Origin of the sequence: Bosea sp. 685, from assembly GCF_031884435.1 — a bacterium.
Classification (GTDB): Bacteria; Pseudomonadota; Alphaproteobacteria; order Rhizobiales; family Beijerinckiaceae; genus Allobosea.
In genome coordinates this window covers 2,206,401-2,228,638 of record NZ_CP134779.1, presented here as the reverse complement: position 1 = coordinate 2,228,638, position 22,238 = coordinate 2,206,401, and the positions used below count along the sequence as shown (strand labels likewise).

General features: G+C 65.4%; 16 protein-coding genes. 11 read left to right on the top strand and 5 right to left on the bottom strand.

All coding sequences use genetic code 11. The annotated features are described in order from the left end of the window. Positions 1-206 precede the first annotated feature (206 nt). The 5 genes from RMR04_RS11940 (at position 207) to RMR04_RS11920 (ending at position 7,343) form a co-directional block, all read left to right on the top strand. Complete coding sequence (locus tag RMR04_RS11940) at positions 207-1,202, top strand: DUF2865 domain-containing protein (RefSeq protein ID WP_311914830.1); 996 nt, start codon at positions 207-209, stop codon at positions 1,200-1,202. A 264-nt stretch (positions 1,203-1,466) separates the two neighbouring features. Further along, positions 1,467-2,480: an extracellular solute-binding protein gene (locus RMR04_RS11935; protein WP_311914829.1), complete on the top strand. Its 1,014-nt coding sequence runs from the start codon at positions 1,467-1,469 to the stop codon at positions 2,478-2,480. After that, on the top strand, positions 2,477-4,156 hold the full coding sequence (locus RMR04_RS11930) for an ABC transporter permease (RefSeq protein WP_311914828.1): 1,680 nt from the start codon (positions 2,477-2,479) through the stop codon (positions 4,154-4,156). Before RMR04_RS11935 ends, RMR04_RS11930 begins: the two co-directional genes overlap by 4 nt. A 121-nt stretch (positions 4,157-4,277) precedes the next feature. Further along, entirely contained in the window at positions 4,278-6,032 is a 1,755-nt protein-coding gene (locus RMR04_RS11925; RefSeq protein ID WP_311914827.1) for an AsmA family protein, read from the top strand. A gap of 117 nt (positions 6,033-6,149) precedes the next feature. Further along, a complete protein-coding gene (locus tag RMR04_RS11920; RefSeq protein ID WP_311914826.1) occupies positions 6,150-7,343 on the top strand; it encodes an E22 family MetX-like putative esterase in 1,194 nt (397 codons plus the stop codon). 175 nt (positions 7,344-7,518) lie between these two features. On the opposite strand, the gene RMR04_RS11915 is transcribed toward RMR04_RS11920, so the two are convergent. Continuing rightward, positions 7,519-8,484 (bottom strand): GlxA family transcriptional regulator, encoded by a 966-nt coding sequence (locus RMR04_RS11915; RefSeq protein WP_311914825.1) that lies wholly within the window; start codon positions 8,482-8,484, stop codon positions 7,519-7,521. A 74-nt stretch (positions 8,485-8,558) separates the two neighbouring features. Here RMR04_RS11915 and RMR04_RS11910 point away from each other — a divergent pair, with 74 nt between their 5' ends. Further along, entirely contained in the window at positions 8,559-9,224 is a 666-nt protein-coding gene (locus tag RMR04_RS11910) for a DJ-1/PfpI family protein (protein ID WP_311914824.1), read from the top strand. Positions 9,225-9,718: 494 nt separating this feature from the next. Here the strand turns inward: RMR04_RS11910 and RMR04_RS11905 are convergent, their stop codons facing one another. Next, the gene (locus RMR04_RS11905) at positions 9,719-9,964 is read right to left on the bottom strand and encodes a hypothetical protein (protein ID WP_311914823.1); all 246 of its coding nucleotides are present in this window, start codon (positions 9,962-9,964) and stop codon (positions 9,719-9,721) included. Between the two features lie 263 nt (positions 9,965-10,227). Here RMR04_RS11905 and RMR04_RS11900 point away from each other — a divergent pair, with 263 nt between their 5' ends. Continuing rightward, complete coding sequence (locus tag RMR04_RS11900; protein WP_311914822.1) at positions 10,228-12,015, top strand: peptide ABC transporter substrate-binding protein; 1,788 nt, start codon at positions 10,228-10,230, stop codon at positions 12,013-12,015. A 124-nt stretch (positions 12,016-12,139) separates the two neighbouring features. On the opposite strand, the gene RMR04_RS11895 is transcribed toward RMR04_RS11900, so the two are convergent. Continuing rightward, the gene (locus tag RMR04_RS11895; RefSeq protein WP_311914821.1) at positions 12,140-12,772 is read right to left on the bottom strand and encodes a MarC family protein; all 633 of its coding nucleotides are present in this window, start codon (positions 12,770-12,772) and stop codon (positions 12,140-12,142) included. Positions 12,773-13,030: 258 nt separating this feature from the next. Between RMR04_RS11895 and gyrA the strand changes: the two genes are divergently transcribed. Beyond that, positions 13,031-15,796 (top strand): DNA gyrase subunit A, encoded by a 2,766-nt coding sequence (gyrA, locus tag RMR04_RS11890; protein WP_311914820.1) that lies wholly within the window; start codon positions 13,031-13,033, stop codon positions 15,794-15,796. A 189-nt stretch (positions 15,797-15,985) separates the two neighbouring features. Here gyrA and RMR04_RS11885 read toward each other — a convergent pair whose 3' ends face one another. After that, the gene (locus RMR04_RS11885; protein ID WP_311914819.1) at positions 15,986-17,101 is read right to left on the bottom strand and encodes a M20 family metallopeptidase; all 1,116 of its coding nucleotides are present in this window, start codon (positions 17,099-17,101) and stop codon (positions 15,986-15,988) included. 188 nt (positions 17,102-17,289) lie between these two features. Here RMR04_RS11885 and RMR04_RS11880 point away from each other — a divergent pair, with 188 nt between their 5' ends. Further along, positions 17,290-17,760, top strand: coding sequence for a VOC family protein (locus RMR04_RS11880; protein ID WP_311915810.1), 471 nt, complete (start codon positions 17,290-17,292; stop codon positions 17,758-17,760). 214 nt (positions 17,761-17,974) lie between these two features. On the opposite strand, the gene RMR04_RS11875 is transcribed toward RMR04_RS11880, so the two are convergent. Continuing rightward, the gene (locus tag RMR04_RS11875) at positions 17,975-19,561 is read right to left on the bottom strand and encodes an ABC transporter substrate-binding protein (protein ID WP_311914818.1); all 1,587 of its coding nucleotides are present in this window, start codon (positions 19,559-19,561) and stop codon (positions 17,975-17,977) included. A 571-nt stretch (positions 19,562-20,132) separates the two neighbouring features. Here RMR04_RS11875 and motA point away from each other — a divergent pair. After that, the gene (motA, locus tag RMR04_RS11870; protein WP_311914817.1) at positions 20,133-20,990 is read left to right on the top strand and encodes a flagellar motor stator protein MotA; all 858 of its coding nucleotides are present in this window, start codon (positions 20,133-20,135) and stop codon (positions 20,988-20,990) included. 28 nt (positions 20,991-21,018) lie between these two features. Beyond that, positions 21,019-21,888 (top strand): flagellar motor protein MotB, encoded by an 870-nt coding sequence (locus RMR04_RS11865; protein ID WP_311914816.1) that lies wholly within the window; start codon positions 21,019-21,021, stop codon positions 21,886-21,888. The last annotated feature ends 350 nt before the right edge of the window (positions 21,889-22,238 follow it).

Sequence of the window (22,238 nt, the reverse complement as noted above, 5' to 3'; positions counted from 1 at the left end):
GCGCCGCGGCGGCGTTGAAGCTTAACAAAAAGTGAATTACACCCATTCGGCGGCGGACGAGTAAACAAGCGTAGGGTGGAGTCGACGCGATGTTGCGTGTCCGTGAAGTCCCGGCGGGAGGTTTTTCCCGCAGCGAAAGTCTTGTCGCCGTAAGCGCCGCCGCGCCATCTGCGTCACGAGGCCCACGCGCAACCAAGCTTATCGCCATGACGGGGCTGGGCCTGGCGCTCGGTGCGGGCGGTGCGATCTTCACCATCTCCCTCGTCCAGGCCGAGGACGACGCGGGCGCCCGCGCTTTTCTGCTGCAGGAAGGCGCCAATCGCCGCGCCGCACAGCACGCGGCCTCTGTACCCGCCCCACCGACCGCCTATGCGCCTGCTCGCAGCCGCTGGGAATTGCCGCTCTGGCGCACGCAGGCCGATGGGCGCATCGCCCAACCCACGATCAGCCTCAACCCGTTCCGGCCGCATGACGCTCCCGCTGGCGTGGCGAAGCGCCAGCACGCCAGAACACAACAGGCCAGGACCCAGCAGGCGGTCCGGCTCGATACGGTCTCCGGCGCAGCCGATGTCGCCCGCACCATCTGCGTGCGCTTGTGCGACGGCTTTCACGCGCCGCTCGGCTATCTGCGCAGCCAGTCCGACATGAAGGCGCATGAGGCGCTCTGCCAGGCGATGAATCCGGGCATCCCCGTCAAGGTCTTCCGGGTCGCCGCTGGTGCAGCAACCATCGACGAAGCCCAGGCCGCGGACGGCAAGCGCTATTCCGCCCTGCCAGTCGCCCATGGCCATGAGACCTCTGCCGATCCCGCTTGCCGGCCCGCGATCGTCCAGGCAGGAGAGCGCCGGGTCTCGCTTTTGCGCGATTTCACCCTGCGCCCCGGCGACAGCGTCGTGCTCGACGGTAAGGTCCGCACCTTCACGGGCGGCTCGCGCTGGCCTTACAGCACCAGCGACTTCCGTGATTTCCGCAGCGCTTCCGAGCTCAGCAAGGGGCAGCGCCAGCAGATCGACGAGCGCGTCGGCATCTCGCGCATGGAGGCGCAGGCGCGCGGTCTGCGTCGGCAGATGCTCCTGCGCGAAGCCAGCCTGCATGATGACAGCGTCGTCAGCGACGCGGTTCCCCTTCGCGGCACGCTCGACCCCACCGCGCGTGGGCAGGCCCGCATCATCCCGATCGCCACCTCCGCGACACAGCCCTGAATCCGTCTCTCATCTAAGAGTTAGAGCAGGATCAATGCGAAAAACCGGTTCCTACTTTTTCGCATCCTGCTCTGGCCTTCCCGCCGAAAAACGGCGGGTTCGGCGGCTCTTCCATTCCTTAGAATTGTCCTAAAGTAATGTCAGATTAGAACACCTTCAAGTACCTGATCTTGCTCCATTTTTTGTTGACGCGGCGCTAGCCTGCCACTACCCCTCCCGGCCTCAAGCCCCAGAAGCGGGCCATCAATCGAGAGGGAGCGACCCATGATCCACTCCGCCCGTCTGTCCGCGCTGACTCTGGCCGCTGGCCTGCTGGCGACGCCGGTCATGGCCCAGAGCGTCAACCTCTACACCACGCGTGAGCCCGGCCTGCTCAATCCGGTGCTCGCCGCCTTCACCCAGGACACCGGCATCAAGGTCAACGCCGTGTTCCTGAAGGACGGTTTGCAGGAGCGCATCAAGGCGGAAGGCGCCAACAGCCCTGCCGACGTGATGCTGGTGGTCGATGTCGGCGAGATCAACGCGGCCGTGGACGCCGGCATCACCCAGCCGGTCAAGTCGGCTGCGGTCGACAAGATCGTGCCGGCGCAATTGCGCGGCCCCGACGACAACTGGATCACCCTGACCAAGCGCGCCCGCATCGTCATCGTCTCGAAGGACCGGGTGCAGCAGGACGCGATCACCTATGAGGATCTCGCCGACCCGAAATGGCAGGGCAAGTTCTGCATCCGCGCCGGCCAACACCCCTATAACAACGCCTTCTTCGCGGCCTACCTCGCCCGCAACGGCGCCGAGGAGACGGAAGGCTATCTCAAGGCGTTGAAGGCCAACACCGCCCGCAAGCCCGGCGGCGGCGACCGCGACGTCGCCCGCGACATCCTCTCGGGCCAGTGCGATATCGCCTTGATCAACACCTATTATATCGGCCTGATGAGCCAGGCGAAGAACGAGCAGAAGGGCTGGTATGACGCGATCAAGCCGCTGAAGACTGGCTTTGCCAATGGGGGCACGCATGTGAACGTCTCAGCCGCTGCGATCGCCAAGAATGCGCCCAACAAGGACAATGCGGTCAAGCTGATCGAATACATGCTCACCCCGAAGGCGCAGGAGCTCTATGGCGACGGCAACTTCGAATTCCCGGTCAATGCCGAGGTCAAGGAGAGCGCCGCCGTCAAGCTGCTCGGCGCGATCACGCCCGACAAGACGCCGCTGACCGACATCGCCAGGAACCGCAAGGCCGCGGCCGATCTCGTCGACAAGGTCGGCTTCGACAATTGAGCCTGGGCGCTCCCGCCAGATCGCTGCGACGGCCGTCATTTCCATGGCGGCCGTCGACGTGTTTTGCCTGGGCGTCGCTGCTCGGCGCGGGGCTCGTCGCCACGCCGCTGATCGCACTGGCGCTGACCGCGCTCTCGCCAGAGGCCACACAGATCTGGCCGCATCTCGCCACCAACGTCATTCCCCGGGCGCTCGCTGACACCTTGCGGCTTCTGATCGGCGTCGGTGCCCTCTGCGCAGTGATCGGCGTCGCAACCGCCTGGCTCGTCACGCAATATGAGTTTCCGGGTCGGCGCGCCTTCGAATGGCTGCTGGTCCTGCCGCTGGCGATGCCGACCTACATCACCGCCTATATCTACGTGGAATTCCTAGGCTTTCAGGGGCCGCTCCAAACGGGTCTGCGGGCCCTCACCGGCTGGCGCTCGCTGCGCGACTACTGGTTTCCCGACCCGCGCAATCTCGTCGGCGCGATCGTGATCATGGCGCTCGTGCTCTACCCTTACGTCTATCTCAGCGTGCGAGCGCTCTTCGGCCTGCAGGGCGCGGCGATGGTCGAGGCGGCGCGCACGCTTGGCGCCTCGCGTCGGCGCCTGTTCTGGCGCATCGGCCTGCCGATGGCGCGCCCGGCCCTGGCGGCCGGCCTGACGCTCGCCCTGCTGGAAACCCTGAACGACGTCGGCGCCACCGAATATCTCGGCGTGCGCTCGCTGACGCTGTCGATCTACACAACCTGGGTCAATCGCGGCTCGCTGCCGGGCGCCGCCCAGATCGCCTGCGTCATGCTGGCGATGGTGATCGGGCTGATCCTCGTCGAGAAACGCCTTCGCGGCCAGCGCCGCTTCGCGCTCTCGGTGCGCCAGCCGCGCCCGGTCGGACGCATCAGGCTCACAGGCCGCGCGTCCCTCAGCGCCGCGCTCGTCTGCGTCCTGCCCGTCCTGTTCGGCGCGCTCCTGCCGATTGGCTTCCTGATCAGTGAGGTATTGTCGCGCGGTCTGCTGGAGCAGTTCGATGCCGCCTTGCTGCGAAATCTCGCCAATGCGCTACTGCTCGCGGGCCTCGCCTCGGGCCTCGTCGTCGCGCTCGGCCTCGCCATCGCGGCGGCCAGCCGGCTTGGGCGCGAGGCCTGGCTCCAGGCTCTGGCGCGCACGGCCTCGCTCGGCTACGCCGTGCCCGGCACGGTGCTGGCGTTGGGCTTGCTGGTGCCGCTCGCGGCACTGGACAACAGGCTCGCCGACGCCGCCCAGACCTGGCTCGGCGTCAATCCGGGCCTGCTTCTGATCGGCTCCGGCGCCGCACTCGTCATCGCCTATACCGTGCGCTTTCTCTCGATCGCGATTGCCGGTATCGAAAGCGGGTTCGCGCGGGTTTCGCCGCGCATCGACGACGCCGCCCGACTGCTCGGCGCCGGAGCGCCCGAATTGCTGCGGCGCGTGCATTGGCCGTTGATGCGCCCGGCGATCGCGGCTGCGGCCTTGCTCGTCTTCGTCGATTGCCTGAAGGAGCTGCCGGCGACGCTGCTGCTGCGGCCGCTTAATCTCGATACCCTGGCGACGATCGTCTACGGCCACGCCTCGCGCGGCAGCTTCGAGGACGGTGCGCTCGCCAGCCTGTTGATCGTGCTGGCCGGCCTCTATCCCGCCATCATCCTGGCGCGGGCTGACGGTAAGCCCGCCTGAAATCACGACAAGGTCCGTCATCTCGACAAGGTCGGCCGTCTCGACAAGGTCCTGGCATCGTCATAAACCGGTCACCGGTCGAAAACCGGTTTCGGGCCGGATTCCCGCCACGCAAAGGCTCATGACAAGACGCGCCTCCATTCTCGCCTACGGCCTCGTCATCGCCGTCGTGCTGCTCGGATTGCAATCCTGGAGCATCGCGGTCGGGCGGGTGGAGCAGCGCGTGATCGCGGCCATCGAGCAACGCACCGGGCTCGAGGTCACGGGGCTTGAACGCGCCGAGATCGCACTTCTGCCCTTGCCACGCATCAGCCTGTCGAAGGTCACCTTCCGGCAGCATGACGATCTCCTGACGGGCTCGGCCCTGCGGATCAAGGCGCGCGCGCGCATTCTGCCGCTGCTCATCGGTCAGTTCAGGTTCGACCGCATCGAATTGGTCGTGCCGCAGATCGACGTCGCCGTCGCAGGCACGGATGACGGGCTCGGCGACTGGCTCACGCCGCCCTTGACCTATCTCGAGAAGCTGAAGGCCCAGGGCCGGATCATCATCACCGCCGGCTCGGTCTTCATGCGGGCTCAGGGCGCGATCCAGACCATCCTGCGCGACGTCAACCTGGTCCTCCAGGACCGCGACGCCGGCGAGCCGCTGAGCCTGTCGGGTTCGCTGACCTGGCGCGGCGTGCCGACGCAAATCAGCCTGCTCTGGCCCATGGCAGGCGCGAATGCGCGGCTGGCGCTGACGGCGGCCTCGCCCATGATGAACCTGCAATTCGAGGGCACTCGCAGCGGCCTGAACGACCCCGTCGTCAACGGCCGTCTCTCGCTTGCGACCAAGGCCTTGCCCGAGCTGCTCGGCTGGTTCGGCGAGAAGCCGCGTCTGGCCTCCGCCATCGGCCCGCTGCACCTGAGCGCCGACGCGCAGATCAAGCCGCATGAGGCCTCGCTGAGCAATGTCGCCGTCAGCCTCGAGGGCGAGCGGCTCGAAGGCGCGATCAAGCTCGGCGACGCCGGCGGGCGGCTGGCCCTGTCCGGCACGCTGGCGGGCGCGACGCTCGATCTCGGCCGACTCTACGGTCGCCTCGGCGTGCTGCCCGCCACCGCGCCGGAGAACGAGAACGCCCCGCTCGATTTCGACGCCTGGACCGCCCATGACATCGACCTGCGCATCTCCGTCGATGCAGCCAAGATCAATGGCGCGCGGCTCGACGATGTCGCGACCTATCTCCTGGTCAAGAAGGGGCGCTTCGAGGCCGGGCTGCTGCGCGCAGGCGCTTATGGCGGCAGCGTCAAGGGCCGGTTCCTGGCGCTGGCGGCGCCGGGCGGCGTCGACGTCAAGCTCCAGGGGGGCTTCGACAAGGTCAATCTCGGCAAGGCTGCCGGCGATGTGCCGGATCTGGCGAAGCTCAGCGGCACCGGCACGCTGCAAATCGCGCTGGACGGTCTCGGCGCGTCCTTCGAGGAGGTCGTCGCCTCGCTCAGCGGCAAGGCCGGCCTGAACCTGCGCCAGGGCGAGCTCGGCGGCATCGCCTTCGGCGAGTTGCTGCGCCGGATGGAGCGCAATCCGAGCCTCGTGCAGAGCGACTGGCGGCAGGGCAAGACCCCGTTCGACACAGCGGCCATCAATCTCAGCATCGCCAATGGCGTCGCGATGGTGACCGATGCACAGATGACCGGACCGAGCTACCAATTGACGCTCGCCGGCCAAATCTCGCTGCCTGGGCGCAACTATGAAATGGGCCTCCTGCTCTCGCCCAGCAATGGCCCGCTCCGCCTACCCTTCATCTTCAAGGGCCCGCTCGACAACCCCACGCTGGAACTCGACACCGAGGCGCTGTCACGCGGAGCCACGGCTTTTCCGACGCAGTTGCTGCGCTGAGCCGGGCCTGGCGAGCAAGGTCTGACGCGCCGCTTTTTACGGCTTTCATTGCCGGTGGAATTCCGCTCTCATGCCACCCAAGGCCGCCTGACGGCCGTTCAAGGGGAGGATACCGGCATGAAGCACTGGATTGCGGGCGCGGTCGGCGTCGTGGGATTGATGATGACGGGCATGATCACGGCGGGCACGGCCGAAGCGCAGGAGCTGATCGTCGAAAAGAAGATCTTCGAACTGCCGAGCTACACCACGCAAGGCGGCCGAACCCTCAAGAACGTCAAGGTCGGCTGGGAGAGCTACGGCACGCTCAACGCCGACAAGTCGAACGCGATCCTGATCTGCCATTTCTTCTCGGCCAACTCGCATGCCGCCGGAAAATATGCGGCTGCGGACGCTGCGCCCGGCTATTGGGACGCCATTGTCGGGCCCGGCAAGGCGATCGATACAAACAAATATTTCGTCCTCTCCTCCGATACGCTGGTCAACCTCAACACCGGCGACCCCAAGACCACGACGACCGGCCCCGCCTCGCTCGACCCCGATACCGCTAAGCCCTACGCGCTCGACTTTCCGATCGTGACCATCGGCGATTTCGTCAATGTCCAGAAGGCTTTGGTCGAAAGTCTCGGCATCAGGAAGCTCGCCTTGGTCGCCGGCCCCTCGATGGGCGCCCTCCAGACCTATGAATGGGCGGCGAGCTATCCCGAGATGGTCGCCAAGGCGATGCCGGTGATCGGCGCAGCCGAGGCTGACGCGCAGCTCATCGCCTGGCTGGATGTCTGGGCCGCGCCCATCCTGGTCGACCAGAACTGGAACAAGGGTGACTACTACGGCAAGACCCCACCCAATGCCGGCCTGGCCAAGGCGCTGGCCGTGGTCACGCTCCAGGCCAATCACGGCGACTGGACCAACGGCACCTTCGGCCGCCGTCCCGCCAAGGAAGGCGACGCCCCGGGCAAGGCGCTCGCCAACAAGTTCCAGGTCCAGAGCATCCTGGACACTGCCGGCGAGGCCCGCGCAAAAGTCTCGGACGCCAACCATTTCCTCTATCTGGTCAAAGCGAACCAGCTCTATGCCGCCGGCGGCATCTCGCTCGCGGACGCGGCCAGCAAGATCAAGGCGCCGGTGCTGCTGATCAGCCAGCCCAAGGACCTCGTCTTCACCGCCGACGCGATCGAGCGCACCGCCGAGACGCTCAGGAAGGGCGGCGTCAACGTCACCCAGGCCTTCATCCAGGGCACGCGCGGCCATCTCGACGGCGTCATCTCGATGAAGCAGGCCGAAGGCGCGATCCGGGCATTCCTGGAGAAATAGGCTCGTCCTTTTTCGACCGACCGCGCCGTCATTCTGGACAACAAGTGAGGGCGTTATCCCGGTTTCCGGAAGGCTGCGCCGCCCTCTTCCCTCCTCCCCGTCAAAGTCGGCTGTTGCCGACTTTGACACTTAGGTTGCCCATCGCGCGAGATTCGCGGCCCGCGAACAACGCGTCCTATCCGGCGAACCTGTCGCGATAGCTTTGCGGGCTGGTACCGAGCCTGCGCAGGAAGGCGCGCCGCATCGTCTCCTCCGAGCCGAAGCCGCAGCGGGTCGAGGCCCGCGCTACCGGCAGGCCTTGCTCGAGCAGACGCCGGGCCGTCTCGATCCGGAGATCCTCGACGGCGCGCGCCGGCGTTCGGCCGGTCGCCTGATGGTAGTGGCGCGCGAAGCTGCGCACGCTCATATGCGCGGCCTCCGCCAGCGCGCCCAACGACAGATCGCCGCGCAGATTGGCGATGATCCAGGCATGGAGGCGGTCGAAGCGGCCGTCGCGCTCCTGAAGCGCCAGCGCCGCGCTGAATTGCGCCTGCCCGCCCGGGCGCTTCAGGAAGACGACGAGCTGCCGTGCGATCGCAAGCGCCGTCGCCCGCCCGAGATCGACTTCGACCAGCGCCAGAGCGAGATCAATTCCCGCCGTCACGCCGGCCGAGGTCCAGATCTCGCGGTCCCGGATGAAGATCGGATCGGGATCGAGGCGCACATCGGGAAAGCGTTTCGAGAATTCGGCGCAACGCTGCCAATGGGTGACAGCGCGCCGCCCGTCGAGAAGCCCTGCCGAGGCCAGCAGGAAGGCGCCGCTGCAGACGGAGGCGGTGCGCTGCGCCGCCTTCGCGCGCCGGCTGATCCAGGCGACAAAGCCCGTATCGTCGCAGGCCGCGTTGACGCCCCAGCCGCCGGCAACGATCAGGGTGTGCAGCGGCAGATCGACCGCCGGCAGCGGGACTGTGGCGAGTTCGAGCCCGGCCGTCGTCATCACTCGCTCGCCATCGGCCACCACCACCGGCTCATAGGGCAGCGCACCGCGCTCGACCCTGGCGAGGTCGTTTGCCGTGGCGAAGACCTGCAGCGGCCCGGCGACATCGAGAAGCTGGGCTTTCGGGAAGGTCAGGATTTCGACGCGGCGCGGCAGGTTTGGCATGAAGCGAGGGATGATTGGCAATACGGCCAGAGATTGCTCCGCTAGGCTGGCCCACGTCAATCAGGAGTTTCCCCATGCCCCTTCACTTCGGTATCCTCGTCTTCCCGAACGTGCAGCAGCTCGATCTCACCGGCCCCTACGAGGTCTTTGCATCGGCGTGCGATACGGAGGTCCATCTCGTCTGGAAGGATCGCGAGCCGCTGCTGGCATCGACCCGCCTGTCGCTGACGCCGACCGCGACCTTCGCCGACTGCCCGGCGCTCGATGTCCTGTGCATACCCGGCGGAGGCGGCATCAATGCGCTGCTGCGCGACGACACCGTGCTCGGCTTCGTGCGCGAGCAGGCTGCGAAGGCGCGCTATGTCACCTCGGTCTGCACCGGCTCCCTGGTGCTCGGCGCGGCCGGGCTGCTGCAGGGCAAGCGCGCCACCACCCACTGGAACGCCCATGATTTCCTCGGCCGCTTCGGCGCCATTCCGGTCGACGAGCGCATCGTGCAGGACGGCAACCTGATCACCGCGGGCGGCGTCACCTCGGGCATCGACTTCGGGCTGGCTGTAATCGCGGAGCTGATGGGGCAGGCCGAGGCCGAGATCGTCCAGCTCTCGCTGGAATATGCGCCGCAGCCGCCCTTCCACTCCGGCACGCCGAAGGAGGCTTCGCCGGCGGTGCTGGCGGAAACGAGGCGCCGCCTGGCCGGATCGCGGGCGGCACGCGAGGAGATCCTGCTGAACTTGTGACGGCTTCGCTCGCCCAGGCCTTCATCCAAGGCACGCGCGGCCATCTCGACGGCGTCATCTCGATGAAGCAGGCGGAGGGTGCGATCCGGGCGTTTCTGGAGAAATAGGCTCGTCCTTTTTCGACCGATCGCACCGTCATTTCGGGCAATAGGTGAGGACGTTATCCCCCGTTTCTGGAAGGCTGCGCCGCTTTCTCCCTTCTCCCCATCAAGGGCGGCTGTTGCCGACTTTGACACTTAGGTTGCCCATCTCGGGCAAGCCCGAGATGGGTGGGAGAAGGTGGCTCGGCGCAGCCGAGACGGATGAGGGGGCGCCGTGAGCTCTCCGCCTGGCTGAACACGACGCTAACCGGACAGGGCAAGGCGCCCCCTTCTCCGGCGCTGCGCGCCACCTTCTCCCGCCAGGGGAGAAGGGAAGAAGGCGCCGCTTTCTGAGCCATGCGGGAAAGGGGTTCCCCCACCCGGCCAGAGCCGCAGGCAGTATCGCAAACAGCTTTATCGGCCCGCGCGCCTGTCTTGCTCCCGCTCCCGGCGCCAGGCGATCAGGGAAATGAATAGCGGCCCTGCGGTTACGGCGATGATGGCCCCGCCTGCCATCCATCCCAGCGCGCCGCCGCCGATCAATTCGTCGACGACAAACGCCGCGGCGAAGACTCCAACGAGCGCAAGCAAAACCTTGGCAATCCAACCGCCTCTGGTCATCGAGAGCTCCGTCCAGTTTCCGTTCAACATGAAAATCATACGTCGTCAGCCCCGGAAAGGCTCCTTCTGAGCCGACCGACGGCGCCCGATAGATGGGCGCGATTTAGCCGATCTCCGCAATGGACTGGCAAGCGGACTTTAACGCCGCGTCCTCTTCAGCCGCCTTAAGGCGGGCTTAAGATTGTGGCTCTTACGAGAAGAGCCGCGACCAAAGCATAGCCATGCTTTGGATTTAATAAACTGAGGCTAGATCCGGTCAATCTGTCGATCGGTATCTTGTCGATGCAATGCGAAGGCAAGTTATGAATAGTCAGCATATCCAGGGTATGGTGCAAAATCTGAAAGAGGGACGCCTATCGCGACGCTCCTTCATCCAGAAGATGGCGGCATTTGGCATTGGCGCCCCGATCGCGAGCCAGATTCTCGCCTGGAACAACGTTGCGATGGCCAACGCCACGCTCGAATACAAGCCGACCAAGGCCGGCGGCGGCGGGCCGCTGAAGCTCCTGCTCTGGCAGGCCCCGACCCTGCTGAATCCGCATTTTGCCTCGGGCACCAAGGACCAGATCGCCTCGCGCATCTTCTATGAGCCGCTGGCCGGCTGGGACAAGGAAGGCAACCTGATCCCGCAGCTTGCCGCCGCGATTCCGAGCAAGGAGAATGGCGGCCTTTCGGAAGACGGCACGAGCGTCACCTGGAAGCTGAAGCCTGGCGTGAAGTGGCATGACGGCAAGCCGCTCACTGCCGACGACGTCGTCTTCACCTGGGAATACGCCGCCGACCCGGCGACCGCTGCCTACACCACCGGCGCCTACAAGGACATCAAGGTCGAGAAGGTCGACGATCTCACCGTCAAGGTGATCTTCAGCAAGCCGACGCCGTTCTGGGCCGACCCCTTCGTCGGCGTCGCCGGCATGATCATCCCGAAGCATCATTTCGCCGATTACAAGGGCACCAAATCGCGCGAAGCCCCGGCCAATCTCAAGCCCGTCGGCACCGGCCCTTACAAGTTCGCCGACTTCAAGCCCGGCGACATTCTCACCGGCACGCGCAACGAGGATTATCACGTCAAGAACCAGCCGCATTTCGACACGCTCGAGGTGAAGGGCGGCGGTGACGCGGTCTCGGCGGCACGCGCGGTGCTGCAGACCGGCGAGTACGACTATGCCTGGGATACGCTGGTCGAGGACGAGGTCCTCAAGCGCCTGGAGACCGGCGGCCGCGGCAAGATCAGCGCGGCGCCCGCAGGCGATGTCGAGTTCATCACCCTCAACACGACAGACCCGTGGACCGAGGTCGATGGCGAGCGTTCCAGCGTCAAGACCAAGCACCCGACGCTGTCCGATCCGGCGGTGCGCCAGGCGATCAACCTGCTAATCGACCGCGACTCGATCCAGAAGTTCATCTATGGCCGCGGCGGCACCGCCACGGCGAGCTTCGTCAACGAGCCCAAGCAGTTCAAGTCAAGCAAGCTGAAATACGAGTTCAGCATCGAGAAGGCCAACAAGGTCCTCGACGAGGCCGGCTGGAAGAAGGGCGCCGACGGCGTCCGCGAGAAGGATGGCAAGAAGCTCAAATTCGTCTTCCAGACCTCGATCAACGCCCCGCGCCAGAAGGTCCAGGCCATCGTCAAGCAGGCCTGCCAGCGCGCCGGCATCGAGCTGGAGCTGAAGTCGGTCACCGCTTCGGTGTTCTTCTCGTCTGATGTCGCCAACCCCGACACCTACACCAAGCTCTATGTCGACATGGAGATGTACACCACGACACAGCCGCAGCCCGATCCGGAGCGCTTCCTCAACCAGTTCACCTCCTGGGAGATCGCCAACAAGGAGAACAAATGGCTGGGCCGCAACGTCTCGCGCTACTCCGATCCGGCAGCCGACGAGGCCTATAAGGCCGCCCAGAAGGAGCTCGATCCGGCCAAGCGTGCAGCGCTCTTGATCAAGGTCAACGAGATCTTCTGCGAGGCCAATGTCATCCTCCCGGTCCTTTCCAGAACCAAGGTCGTGGCGGCGGCGCAAAGCCTTTCGCACGACCATAGCGGCTGGGACGTCGACACCTGGAACCTTGCTGCCTGGTATCGCAGCTAAGCATCGGCAAGCCCCTCGCGGAGACACCGTCTGCGCGAGGGGCTGCTTCGCAATAAGAATGCCCGGCGGGTTTGACCCGCCGGGCTTTTCATATTTGGCCGGCGCCGGGACAGAGCGAACCGCCCTACCCCGCCGTGATCACCGCCTTCACGCCATCGATCACGAACTGCACCGCCAACGCCGCCAGGATCACCCCGAGCAGGCGCGTCAGCACGACATTGCCGGTGACGCCGAGCAGGCGCGCCATCGGCACCGCCAGCAGGAAGACGACGAGGCAGGACAGGATCACCAGGCCGCAGATCACGGCGAGCGAGGCCAGCATCAGCGGGTTGCCCTCGGCCCTGCCGGCCAGCAGCATCATCGCCGTCAGCGCGCCCGGCCCCGCCATCAGCGGGATCGCCAGCGGGAAGGCCGCGACATTGCGGATATGGTCCTGCGTGATCGCAATCTCGGCGGTCTGCGCCTTGCGCTCGTTGCGACGCTCGAACACCATCTCGAACGAAATCCAGAACAGCAGCAAACCGCCGGCGATGCGGAAGGCCGGCAGCGAGACGCCGAGCGCCTTCAGCACGACGTCTCCCGCCACGCCGAAGAAAGCCATGATGCCAAACGCGATGATGCAGGCGCGAACCGCGACCTGCCTGCGCTCGTCACCCGTCATGCCGCGCGTCAGCGACAGGAAGATCGGCGCGAGCCCCGGCGGATCGAGCGTGACCAGAAGCGTCACCAGCGCAGAGGTGAGGAAATCGAGGTTCATCGCGGGCAGTAAGCCATGCCGCAGAGGCGACCGCCAGCGCGAAGGTGGAACGGGTTGGACAGGGCTGCGCAAGGCCGCTTCCGCCGCCAATCAAGGCAGCATTGTGGAACGAGCGACGCCACCGCATCTCAGAGCCCCGCAACCATTTGATTTAAATGGCTTATTTTTCCCCTGAAAAGCCAATCGCCGCACTGGCTTCCCCGGCCGGAATCGGGTAGCCAGAGGCTTGAAAAATAGCAGGAATCGGGACCCAATCCCTTGAGCGACGACACAGACGACAAGCGCCCGGACGAGCCGCATTTCGGCGGCGACATCAAGCCGATTGCGATCACCGACGAGATGAAGAAGAGCTATCTCGATTACGCCATGAGCGTGATCGTGAGCCGCGCTCTGCCAGACGTCCGCGACGGTCTGAAGCCCGTGCACCGGCGCATTCTGTTCTCGATGCACGAGAACAAGAACACGCCCGACCGGTCCTACACCAAATGCGCCCGCATCGTCGGCGATACGATGGGTAAATACCATCCGCACGGCAATCTCGCGGTCTATGACGCACTGGTGCGCATGGCGCAGGACTTTTCGCTGCGCCTGCCCCTGATCGACGGCCAGGGCAATTTCGGCTCGATGGACGGCGATAGCGCGGCGGCCGATCGTTATACCGAGGCCAGGCTCGACAAGGCGGCGATGTCGCTGCTGGAGGACCTCGACCTCGATACGGTCGAGTTCCAGCCGAACTATGACGGCAAGGAGCTCGAGCCGAAGGTTCTGCCGGCACGCTTCCCCAATCTGCTCGTCAACGGCGCCGGCGGCATCGCCGTCGGCATGGCGACCAATATCCCGCCGCATAATCTTGGCGAGGTCATCGACGCCTGCGTCGCACTGATCGACAACCCCGAGATCTCGATCGACGAATTGATCGAGATCGTGCCCGGACCCGATTTCCCGACCGGCGCCTCGATCATGGGCCGCAGCGGCATCCACTCCGCCTATCACACCGGCCGCGGCTCGATCGTGATGCGCTCGAAGACGCATATCGAGGAACTGCGCAAGGAGCGCGAGGCGATTATCGTCACCGAGGTTCCCTATCAGGTGAACAAGGCCTCGATGGTCGAGAAGATCGCCGATCTGGTGCGTGAAAAGCGCATCGAGGGCATCTCCGACCTGCGCGACGAATCGAGCCGCGAGGGCGTGCGCGTCGTCATCGAGATCAAGCGCGACGCCGTCGCCGATGTCGTGCTGAACCAGCTCTACCGCTTCACCCCGCTGCAGACCTCGTTTGGCGCCAATATGGTGGCGCTGACCGGCGGCCGGCCGGAGGTTTTGAACCTCAAGGACTTCATCGCGGCCTTCGTCGAGTTCCGCGAGGAGGTCGTCTCGCGACGCACCCGCTATCTGCTCAACAAGGCTCGCGAACGCGCCCATGTGCTCTGCGGCCTCGCCACGGCGGTTGCCAATATCGACGAGGTCATCCGCCTGATCCGGACCGCGCCGACGCCCGCCGCCGCCCATGCCTCGTTGATGGAGCGCAACTGGCCGGCCGAGGACATCGCGCCATTGATCGCGCTGGTCGACGATCCGCGCCATCCGATGAACGCCGACGGCACCTACAAACTGTCGGACGCTCAGGCCAAGGCGATCCTCGAACTGCGCCTTGCCCGCCTGACGGCTCTGGGCCGCGACGAAATCGGCGAGGAGCTGTCGAAGCTCGCCACCGAGATCGCCGATTATCTCGACATCCTGCGTTCGCGCCTCCGCATCCAGACGATCATCAAGAACGAGCTTGTCGAGGTGAAGGCCGCTTTCGCCACGCCGCGCCGCACGGTGATCCAGGATTGGGGTTCCGACCTCGACGACGAGGATCTGATCGCGCGCGAGGACATGGTCGTCACCGTGTCTCACGCCGGCTACATCAAGCGCGTGCCGCTCTCGACCTATCGGGCGCAGAAGCGCGGCGGCAAGGGCCGCTCCGGCATGGCGACCCGCGACGAGGATTTCGTCGCGCGTCTGTTCGTCGCCAGCACGCACACACCGGTGCTGTTCTTCTCCTCGCATGGCCAGGTCTACAAGGAGAAGGTCTGGCGGCTGCCGCTGGCGGCGCCGAACGCGCGCGGCAAGGCGCTGGTCAACATGCTGCCGCTCGAACTGAACGAGCGCATCACCACGATCATGCCGCTGCCGGAGGAGGAGGAGAGCTGGGAGAAGCTCGACGTGATGTTCGCCACCGCCTCGGGCGGGGTCAGGCGCAACAAGCTGTCGGACTTCGTCAACGTCAACCGCGCCGGCAAGATCGCGATGAAGCTCGACGAGGGCGACGCCATCGTCGACGTGCAGATCTGCACCGAGGACAACGACGTGCTGCTGACCACGGCGCTGGGGCAATGCATCCGCTTCCCGGTGCCGGAGGTGCGCGTCTTCAAGGGCCGCGATTCCACCGGCGTGCGCGGCATCAACCTGGCCTCCAGCGACATCGTCATCTCGATGGCGATCCTGCGCCATGTCGAGGCCGACGGCGAGACGCGCCAGGCTTACCTCAAGCTGCGCCGTGCCATCGCCGGCGAGATCGGCGAGGACACCACGGCGAGCGACGGCGAAGAGGCAACCGGCAATGCCGAAATCAGCCAGGAGCGTTATGTCGAGCTCTCCGAGGCCGAGGAGGTCATTCTGACCATCTCGGTGAACGGCTATGGCAAGCGCACCTCGGCCTATGAGTACCGGATCACCGGGCGCGGCGGCAAAGGCATCGTCGCCATGGCCACCACCGAGCGCAACGGCAATCTGATCGCCTCCTTCCCGGTGGAGGAGAGCGACCAGATCATGCTGGTGACCGACGGCGGCCAGCTCATCCGCTGCCCGGTCGACCAGATCGGCGTCAAGGGCCGCTCGACGCAGGGCGTCACCATCTTCAACACCGCCGACGGCGAGAAGGTCGTCTCGGTCGAACGCGTCAGCGACGATGGCGGAGATGACGAGGGCGAAGGCGAGGCCGAGGCCGGCTCGGCACCGGAGGAGAACGGCGGGGAGTGATCCCCTCGCCGGAGGCGACGAAACAGAAAGGGGCTGCATCGCTGCAGCCCCTTTCTTCTTGGCTCTCTATTGGCCCTCGACACTACAGGTCATCCCGGATCTCGCAGAGCCTGCCATCGGGCCGGTTCAAAGCCGGCCCGATGGGGGCGCCCGGGATGACACGCGCTTCTCCAAGCAGGCGGAAATACCTCAGATCGTCTCCAGCAGCCCCTTGATCAGCGCCCGGCGCGGCGCGATCGAGGGGACCAGCCCATACTCGCTCAGCGTATGGGCGCCGCCGCCATCGATGCCGAGTCCGTCCAGCGTGGGAATGCCCAGCGCCGCGGTGAAATTGCCGTCCGAACCGCCGCCGGTCATCGGCACATCCTGCAGGTCGAAGCCGATCCCCGCCGCGATGCCGCGCGCCGTCTCGAACAGCCCGGCCACAGCGGTCGATTTCTCGTAAGGCGGCCGGTTCATCCCGCCCGTGACCTTGATCACGACATCGGGATCGCGCGGCGTCAGACCGATGATGCGGTTCTCCATCATCACGCCGTCGGCGAGGCTGGTGACGCGGCAATCGACCGAAAACCAGGCGTGCTGCGGAATCACATTGGCCGCGGTGCCGCCGCCGACCAGCGCAACCGAGGTCGTGATGCCGCGGGCATAATCGGTCATGCCCTCGATCGCTAGTATCTGATGCGCCGCCTCGCGGATGGCGCTGCGGCCATCGGCATGGCGCGTGCCGGAATGGGCGGGCCTACCTTCGAGCCTGACGTCGAAGCGGCCGACGCCCTTGCGCGCGGTGACAATCCGGCCGCCGTCGCGCGCCGGCTCCGTCACCAGAACGGCCGCCGATTTGCGCCCGATCTCCTCGATCACGCCGCGTGTCGTCGGCGAGCCGATCTCCTCATCGGGCGTGAACAGGAAGACCATCGGCCGCTTGGCCGAGCCCGCGACCGCGACCTCCTTGAAGGCCTGCAGCGCAAGCCAGGCTCCACCCTTCATATCGCAGGCGCCCGGCCCATAGAGCTTGTCGCCCTCGACGCGTACCGGCAGATCCTTGGCGCTCGTGCCGACCGGATGGACCGTGTCGAGATGCGACATCACCGCAACAGCAAGCTCGCCATTATTGGGACCGGCGCGCAGGATCAGGCTGTCGCCGAGTCCGTCGCGACCCGGCAGGCGCTCGACCGCGATCGGCAGCCCTTCGACCTCCTTGGCGACGAGGTCCATCATCCCGTTCACGCCGGGCGCATGATGGGTCGGGCTCTCCAGGGCAAGCCAGACGGACAGGGCGGAAACGGTGGGATCGATGCTGCTCATGTCGCGAGCTTCGCCAAGAAGCATGGCGCGAGCAAGGACGCACTGCGCCGAGGCCGCCTTGTCCACACCGCATGGCGAGCTGCGATTGCGGGTTGACACGGCCCACCGTCTCTACTTAACCATATGGTTAAGTAGAGACGGTGACCAACCCAGCCGCGACAGCCCCGATGGAGGACAACATGCCCAGCATCAAGAAGATCACGCCGTTCCTGTGGTTCGACAATCAGGCCGAGGAGGCGGTCGCCTTCTACCTTTCGATCTTCAAGAATGCGAAGCCCGGCCCGGTGATGCGCTGCGGCGATGCGGGTCCCGCCCCCAAGGGCAGCGTGCTCTGCGCATCCTTCGAGCTCGAAGGCCTGCAGATCACCGCCATGAATGGCGGGCCGCATTTCAAATTCACCGAAGCGATCTCGCTCCTGATCCATTGCGGCTCGCAGGAGGAGGTCGATTATTTCTGGGAGAAGCTCGGCGAAGGCGGCCAGACCAGCCAATGCGGCTGGCTCAAGGACAAATACGGCCTGTCCTGGCAGGTCACGCCCGACCGCCTCCTGGAACTCAACATGGATCCGGACCCCGCCAGGGCCGGCCGGGTCATGCAGGCGATGATGCAGATGACCAAGATCGACATCGCCGCGCTGGAGCGCGCCGCGGCGGGGTGAGCGATCTCCTTAGCTTGTAGAAACGCGCGTCAACCCGGGCGCAGCCCTCGGGTCCGATCTTCGATCGGCCCAAGGATAAACTCCGCGAAGACCCGGGATCCATGCCGGAACGGCTCAGGAATGGATCCCGGATCGGCGCCGCTTCGCGGCTTGTCCGGGATGACGGCGCGTTTTTTCGTTGTACCGCAATGTTCCCAGCTCGAGGCCTCTCCCCTCACACCCGCTTGACGTTCCAGAAGGTCGGGAAGCTCGCCAGCACGCCGGTCAGCGTCTTGCGATAGGCCGTCGGCTGGAAATACTGGCCGAGCGGCGCATAAGGCACGTCCTCGAAGACCTGTTTCTGGATATCGGCCGCAATCGCCTTCTGCGCGGCGAGGTCGGGCGCCTCGATCCAGGCATCGCGCAGCGCCTCGATCTTGGGCGCCACCGGCCAGCCCGGCCAGGCATTGGCGCCATTGCCGCGCAGCGAGAGATGGCCGACAGGGTCGAACATGTCGAGCCCGGCCCAGCCGGTGAAGAAGCAGTTCCAACCGCCCTGCGCCGGCGGCTCCTTCTTGGCGCGCCGCGCGACGACGGTGCCCCAATCCATCGCCTGATAATCGACATTCATGCCGATGCGCATCAGCATCTCGTTGGCGACCTCACATTCCGCCTTGAGGTTGGCGAGGTCGGTGACGCCGAGCAACACGACCTTCTCGCCATTATAGCCGGCCGCCGCCAGCGCCTGCTTGACTTTGCCGACATCGCGCGGGCCGTTGAGCACCTCCATGCCGGCATCGCTTGCCAACGGCGTTCCCGGCGGGAACACGCCGACGCCGGGGCGCCACAAGCTCTTATCGGGCCCGCCGACCGCCTCCATGAACTCGGACTGGTCGATCGCCAGCAGGATCGCCCGGCGGATCGCCGGATTGTCGAAGGGCGGATGCAGGTGGTTCATCCGCATGATCGCAACCGCGCCAGTCGTCTCCTTGATCACGACCTCGATCGCGGGATTCTTCGCCAGCATCGGCAGCAGATCGGGCAAGGGCTGCTCGACCCAGTCGATCTCGCCGCTCTGCAGCGCGGCCGCCGCCGTCGCAGGGTCGGGTAGCGTGTGCCATTCGACCCGGTCGAAATTCACGATCTTGGGCCCGGCGGTGCGGCCGGGCACGCCACCGCTGCGCGGAACATAGCCGGCGAATTTCTCATAGACGGCACGGCTGCCCGATTGGCGCTCCGCCGTAACGAAGCGGAACGGGCCGCTGCCGACGACCTCGGTGACCTGAGTGAAGGCGTCCGTGTTCGCCAGCCGCTCCGGCATGATCACCGGCATGAAGGCGGTCATCTTGGCGAGCGCATCAGGCAGGAGCGGGAACGGCTTCTTCAAGCGGAACTGCAGCGTCCTGTCGTCGACGGCCGTGAGCTCGTCGGTCAGGCCCAGCAGCGTCTGGCCGAAGGAATCGCGCTTGCCCCAGCGCTTCAGGCTCGCCACGCAGTCCCGCGCCAGCACGCGCGCGCCGTCATGGAACACCAAGCCGTCGCGCAGCTTGATCGTCCAGACCTTGCCGTCGGCATCGGCGACCGCGCCCTCGGCCATTTGCGGCTGGGCCTTGTAGGTCTCGTCCTGCCCAAACAGCGTGTCGTAGACCATGAAGGCGTGGTTGCGCGTCACCGTCGCCGTCGTCCAGATCGGATCGACCACGGCGAGATCGGCCTGCGGCACGAATTTCAGCACGCTGCGATCGGCCGCACGCCCGATATGCGGAGCGGGCAAGGCCAGCGCCGCGGCGCCAAGCTGGATGAACCTACGCCGTGTCGGCATGATCGACCTCCTCTCGCTGAACCGAAAGCGCAGCACAAGCGAGAGCCTATCCTGCAGCTGGAATCAGGCAAGCGGCATGCCAATGCGCGGCAACCCACCGGGGGAGACGATCAAAAAAAACGAGCGGACCGGACCTCGTCCGAACCGCCCGTTTTGAATGCTTGCCTAAGCAAAAAGCCGACTTCGCACGCCGCTCGGAGACTGGACCGGCCTAGAAGGGAAGAGACGAACGGAAAATCGCAAGGAAGGCGAAAAGGCATGTATCGGCAACGACATAAGCGCTCCCGCCGGCCGATCCAACGAGCGCAAAAGCGGCGCAGCGTCGATAAGCCCGAGAAACGGACCTCGTCTTGGACGCCGATCCCCGGGATTGGGGGGAAGCTCATGACTCGCCGATTTCTCCCCTGGGCCTGCTCTGCCGCCCCAAGCCTCAAAGCAGTGGCCGGCGGAAGACGCTTACAGAACTGCGGCCCATGGCTCTGAACTCGCCGTTAACCTTGATCGGTTAATTCGCCAGACCAGTAGTGGCTTCGCGCTGGCTGTATTTGCTGCGGCGCAAGGATGGCAAATCATGCGGCTCATCGTCGGCGCAATCATCGTCTTCGCCTGCGTCTTCGGCAGCTACGCGGCTATGGGTGGCCACCTCGAGGTCCTTTGGCAGCCATTCGAGTTTGTTATCATCCTCGGTGCTGCGATGGGCGCCTTCGTCATCGGCAACACCGGGCCGGTGCTCAAGGCCGTACCTGCCATGCTCGGCACGCTCGTGAAGGGCCCAAAATACAAGCAGGAATGCTATGTCGAACTGCTGGGGATGCAGTATTCCTTATACAAGCTTGTGAGGCAGAAGGGCATGCTCGCGGTCGAGCAGCACATTGAAAATCCGAGCGAATCGACGCTGTTCAACGCCTTCCCGACTTTTGCAGCGAACCATCACGCCGTCGAGTTCGTCTGCGACTACATGCGCATGTTGACGCAGGGCGCCAACAACGTCCACGAGATAGACGCTCTCATGGACGAGGAACTGGAGACGCACCACCAGGAGCAGGAGCGTATCGTTGCGGCCATGCAGTCGCTCGCCGACGGAACACCGGCGCTCGGCATCGTCGCCGCCGTGCTCGGCGTGATCAAGACGATGGGGGCGATCAAAGAGCCGCCGGAGGTGCTGGGACATCTGATCGGCGGCGCGCTCGTAGGCACCTTCTTCGGCGTCTTCGTCGCCTACGGCTTCTTCGGGCCCATGGCGCAGTCGCTTAGGAGCCTCTTCGAGGCGGAATCCAAATACTACCTTTCACTCAAGGCGGGTCTCCTCGCCCATATCGGCGGCCAGCCGCCGGTGATGGCGGTAGAATTTGCCCGCAAGGCTCTGTTTAGCGACGTCCGGCCGAGCTTCAGCGAAGTGGAAGCGGCAACCGCCGGTCTGCCCGCCTAGATCTGACCCAATCTCCAGTAGGGAACCGATGTCCAACCCCGTCCAGCCGATTATCATCAAAAAGGTCAAGAAGGCCGCTCATGCGCACCATGGCGGGGCCTGGAAGATCGCCTATGCGGACTTCGTGACCGCCATGATGGCGTTCTTTCTGCTGATGTGGCTGATTAGCATGACGACCCAGGAGCAGAAGATCGGCCTGGCGGAATACTTCGCGCCGACGGCCGTGAGTCCTAGCACCAGTGGCGCTGGCGGCATGCTGTGGGGCACCGCCCTGGACACGTCAGGCAGCAAGTCGTCGGCGCCCCGCGACGCGGCGATGGGCCCCACCAAGGAGGACGGAGCGCGTCAGGCCAATTCGGGCCGCACCAGCGACCGCGAGGTCAACCGCCCGGCTGCCCGCGAGCAGGACAACCAGAGCGCCATAGCCAGCCTCCGGCAGGCGCTCCAGAACATGCCCGAAATTGCCGAGCTCTCGCGCAACATCATGATCGAGCCGACCAAGGAGGGGGTGAACGTTTCCCTCATGGACCAGGACGGCCGCTCCATGTTCGCCGAGGGCTCGGTCCAGCCGCACGAGCGCACCCGTCGCGTGCTGGCGGCGATCGCGCCCACCCTGCGCCGGCTGCCCAACCGCCTGTCTGTCACCGGCCACACGGCCGCGGCGCGCCCGGGCTCGGAGCGGGGTGTCGATCCATGGAGCCTTACCGCCGGGCGTGCGCTCGCCGTGCGCGAGATCCTGTCGGTTGCCGGGCTCCCCAACGACCGCTTCATCTCCGTGGTGGGACGCGCCGACACCGAGCCGGTCTTCCCCGACAATCCCTACCTCTCGCCGAACCGACGGGTGGCGATCACGCTGCTCAATGAGGCGCCGCCGCTGCCTCCGAGCGCCTTTCGCTGACGGCGAGGCGCCTCGGCCGCCTCAGAGTCCGTTTGAGATTGAGCTCATTGGCTGACACGGCGAGGCTGACCATTGCGACGTGGATCATGGCCTCGGAGACGTCGATGTGCTGCCCGAAGTCACGGGCCGCCTATGCACAATTCCTGACCGGCGAAGCAAGCTTCAAGCGCGCCATGATCCCGCTGCGCGCCGTGGGTCGGATCGGACGAACCAATCGCTCTTCCCAATCAATTTCGACCCGCAGACAACGTGCGACACTGCTGAAATTTCATACAAATGCGAAAGTTCCGCACGATCTGAAACCGGCTCTAAACGACAGATGTTCGTAAAAAAGCAAAAAGGCGTTGTAA

Excerpts from the sequence above, each read along its gene's own strand:
- RMR04_RS11940 (WP_311914830.1), top strand. The coding sequence starts at position 207 with ATGACGGGGCTGGGCCTGGCGCTCGGTGCGGGCGGTGCGATCTTCACC.
- RMR04_RS11935 (WP_311914829.1), top strand. The coding sequence starts at position 1,467 with ATGATCCACTCCGCCCGTCTGTCCGCGCTGACTCTGGCCGCTGGCCTG.
- RMR04_RS11900 (WP_311914822.1), top strand. The coding sequence starts at position 10,228 with ATGAATAGTCAGCATATCCAGGGTATGGTGCAAAATCTGAAAGAGGGA.
- RMR04_RS11875 (WP_311914818.1), bottom strand. The coding sequence starts at position 19,561 with ATGCCGACACGGCGTAGGTTCATCCAGCTTGGCGCCGCGGCGCTGGCC.
- RMR04_RS11920 (WP_311914826.1), top strand. The coding sequence starts at position 6,150 with ATGAAGCACTGGATTGCGGGCGCGGTCGGCGTCGTGGGATTGATGATG.
- RMR04_RS11905 (WP_311914823.1), bottom strand. The coding sequence starts at position 9,964 with ATGATTTTCATGTTGAACGGAAACTGGACGGAGCTCTCGATGACCAGA.
- RMR04_RS11925 (WP_311914827.1), top strand. The coding sequence starts at position 4,278 with ATGACAAGACGCGCCTCCATTCTCGCCTACGGCCTCGTCATCGCCGTC.
- motA (WP_311914817.1), top strand. The coding sequence starts at position 20,133 with ATGCGGCTCATCGTCGGCGCAATCATCGTCTTCGCCTGCGTCTTCGGC.
- RMR04_RS11865 (WP_311914816.1), top strand. The coding sequence starts at position 21,019 with ATGTCCAACCCCGTCCAGCCGATTATCATCAAAAAGGTCAAGAAGGCC.
- RMR04_RS11910 (WP_311914824.1), top strand. The coding sequence starts at position 8,559 with ATGCCCCTTCACTTCGGTATCCTCGTCTTCCCGAACGTGCAGCAGCTC.
- RMR04_RS11915 (WP_311914825.1), bottom strand. The coding sequence starts at position 8,484 with ATGCCAAACCTGCCGCGCCGCGTCGAAATCCTGACCTTCCCGAAAGCC.
- RMR04_RS11895 (WP_311914821.1), bottom strand. The coding sequence starts at position 12,772 with ATGAACCTCGATTTCCTCACCTCTGCGCTGGTGACGCTTCTGGTCACG.
- RMR04_RS11885 (WP_311914819.1), bottom strand. The coding sequence starts at position 17,101 with ATGAGCAGCATCGATCCCACCGTTTCCGCCCTGTCCGTCTGGCTTGCC.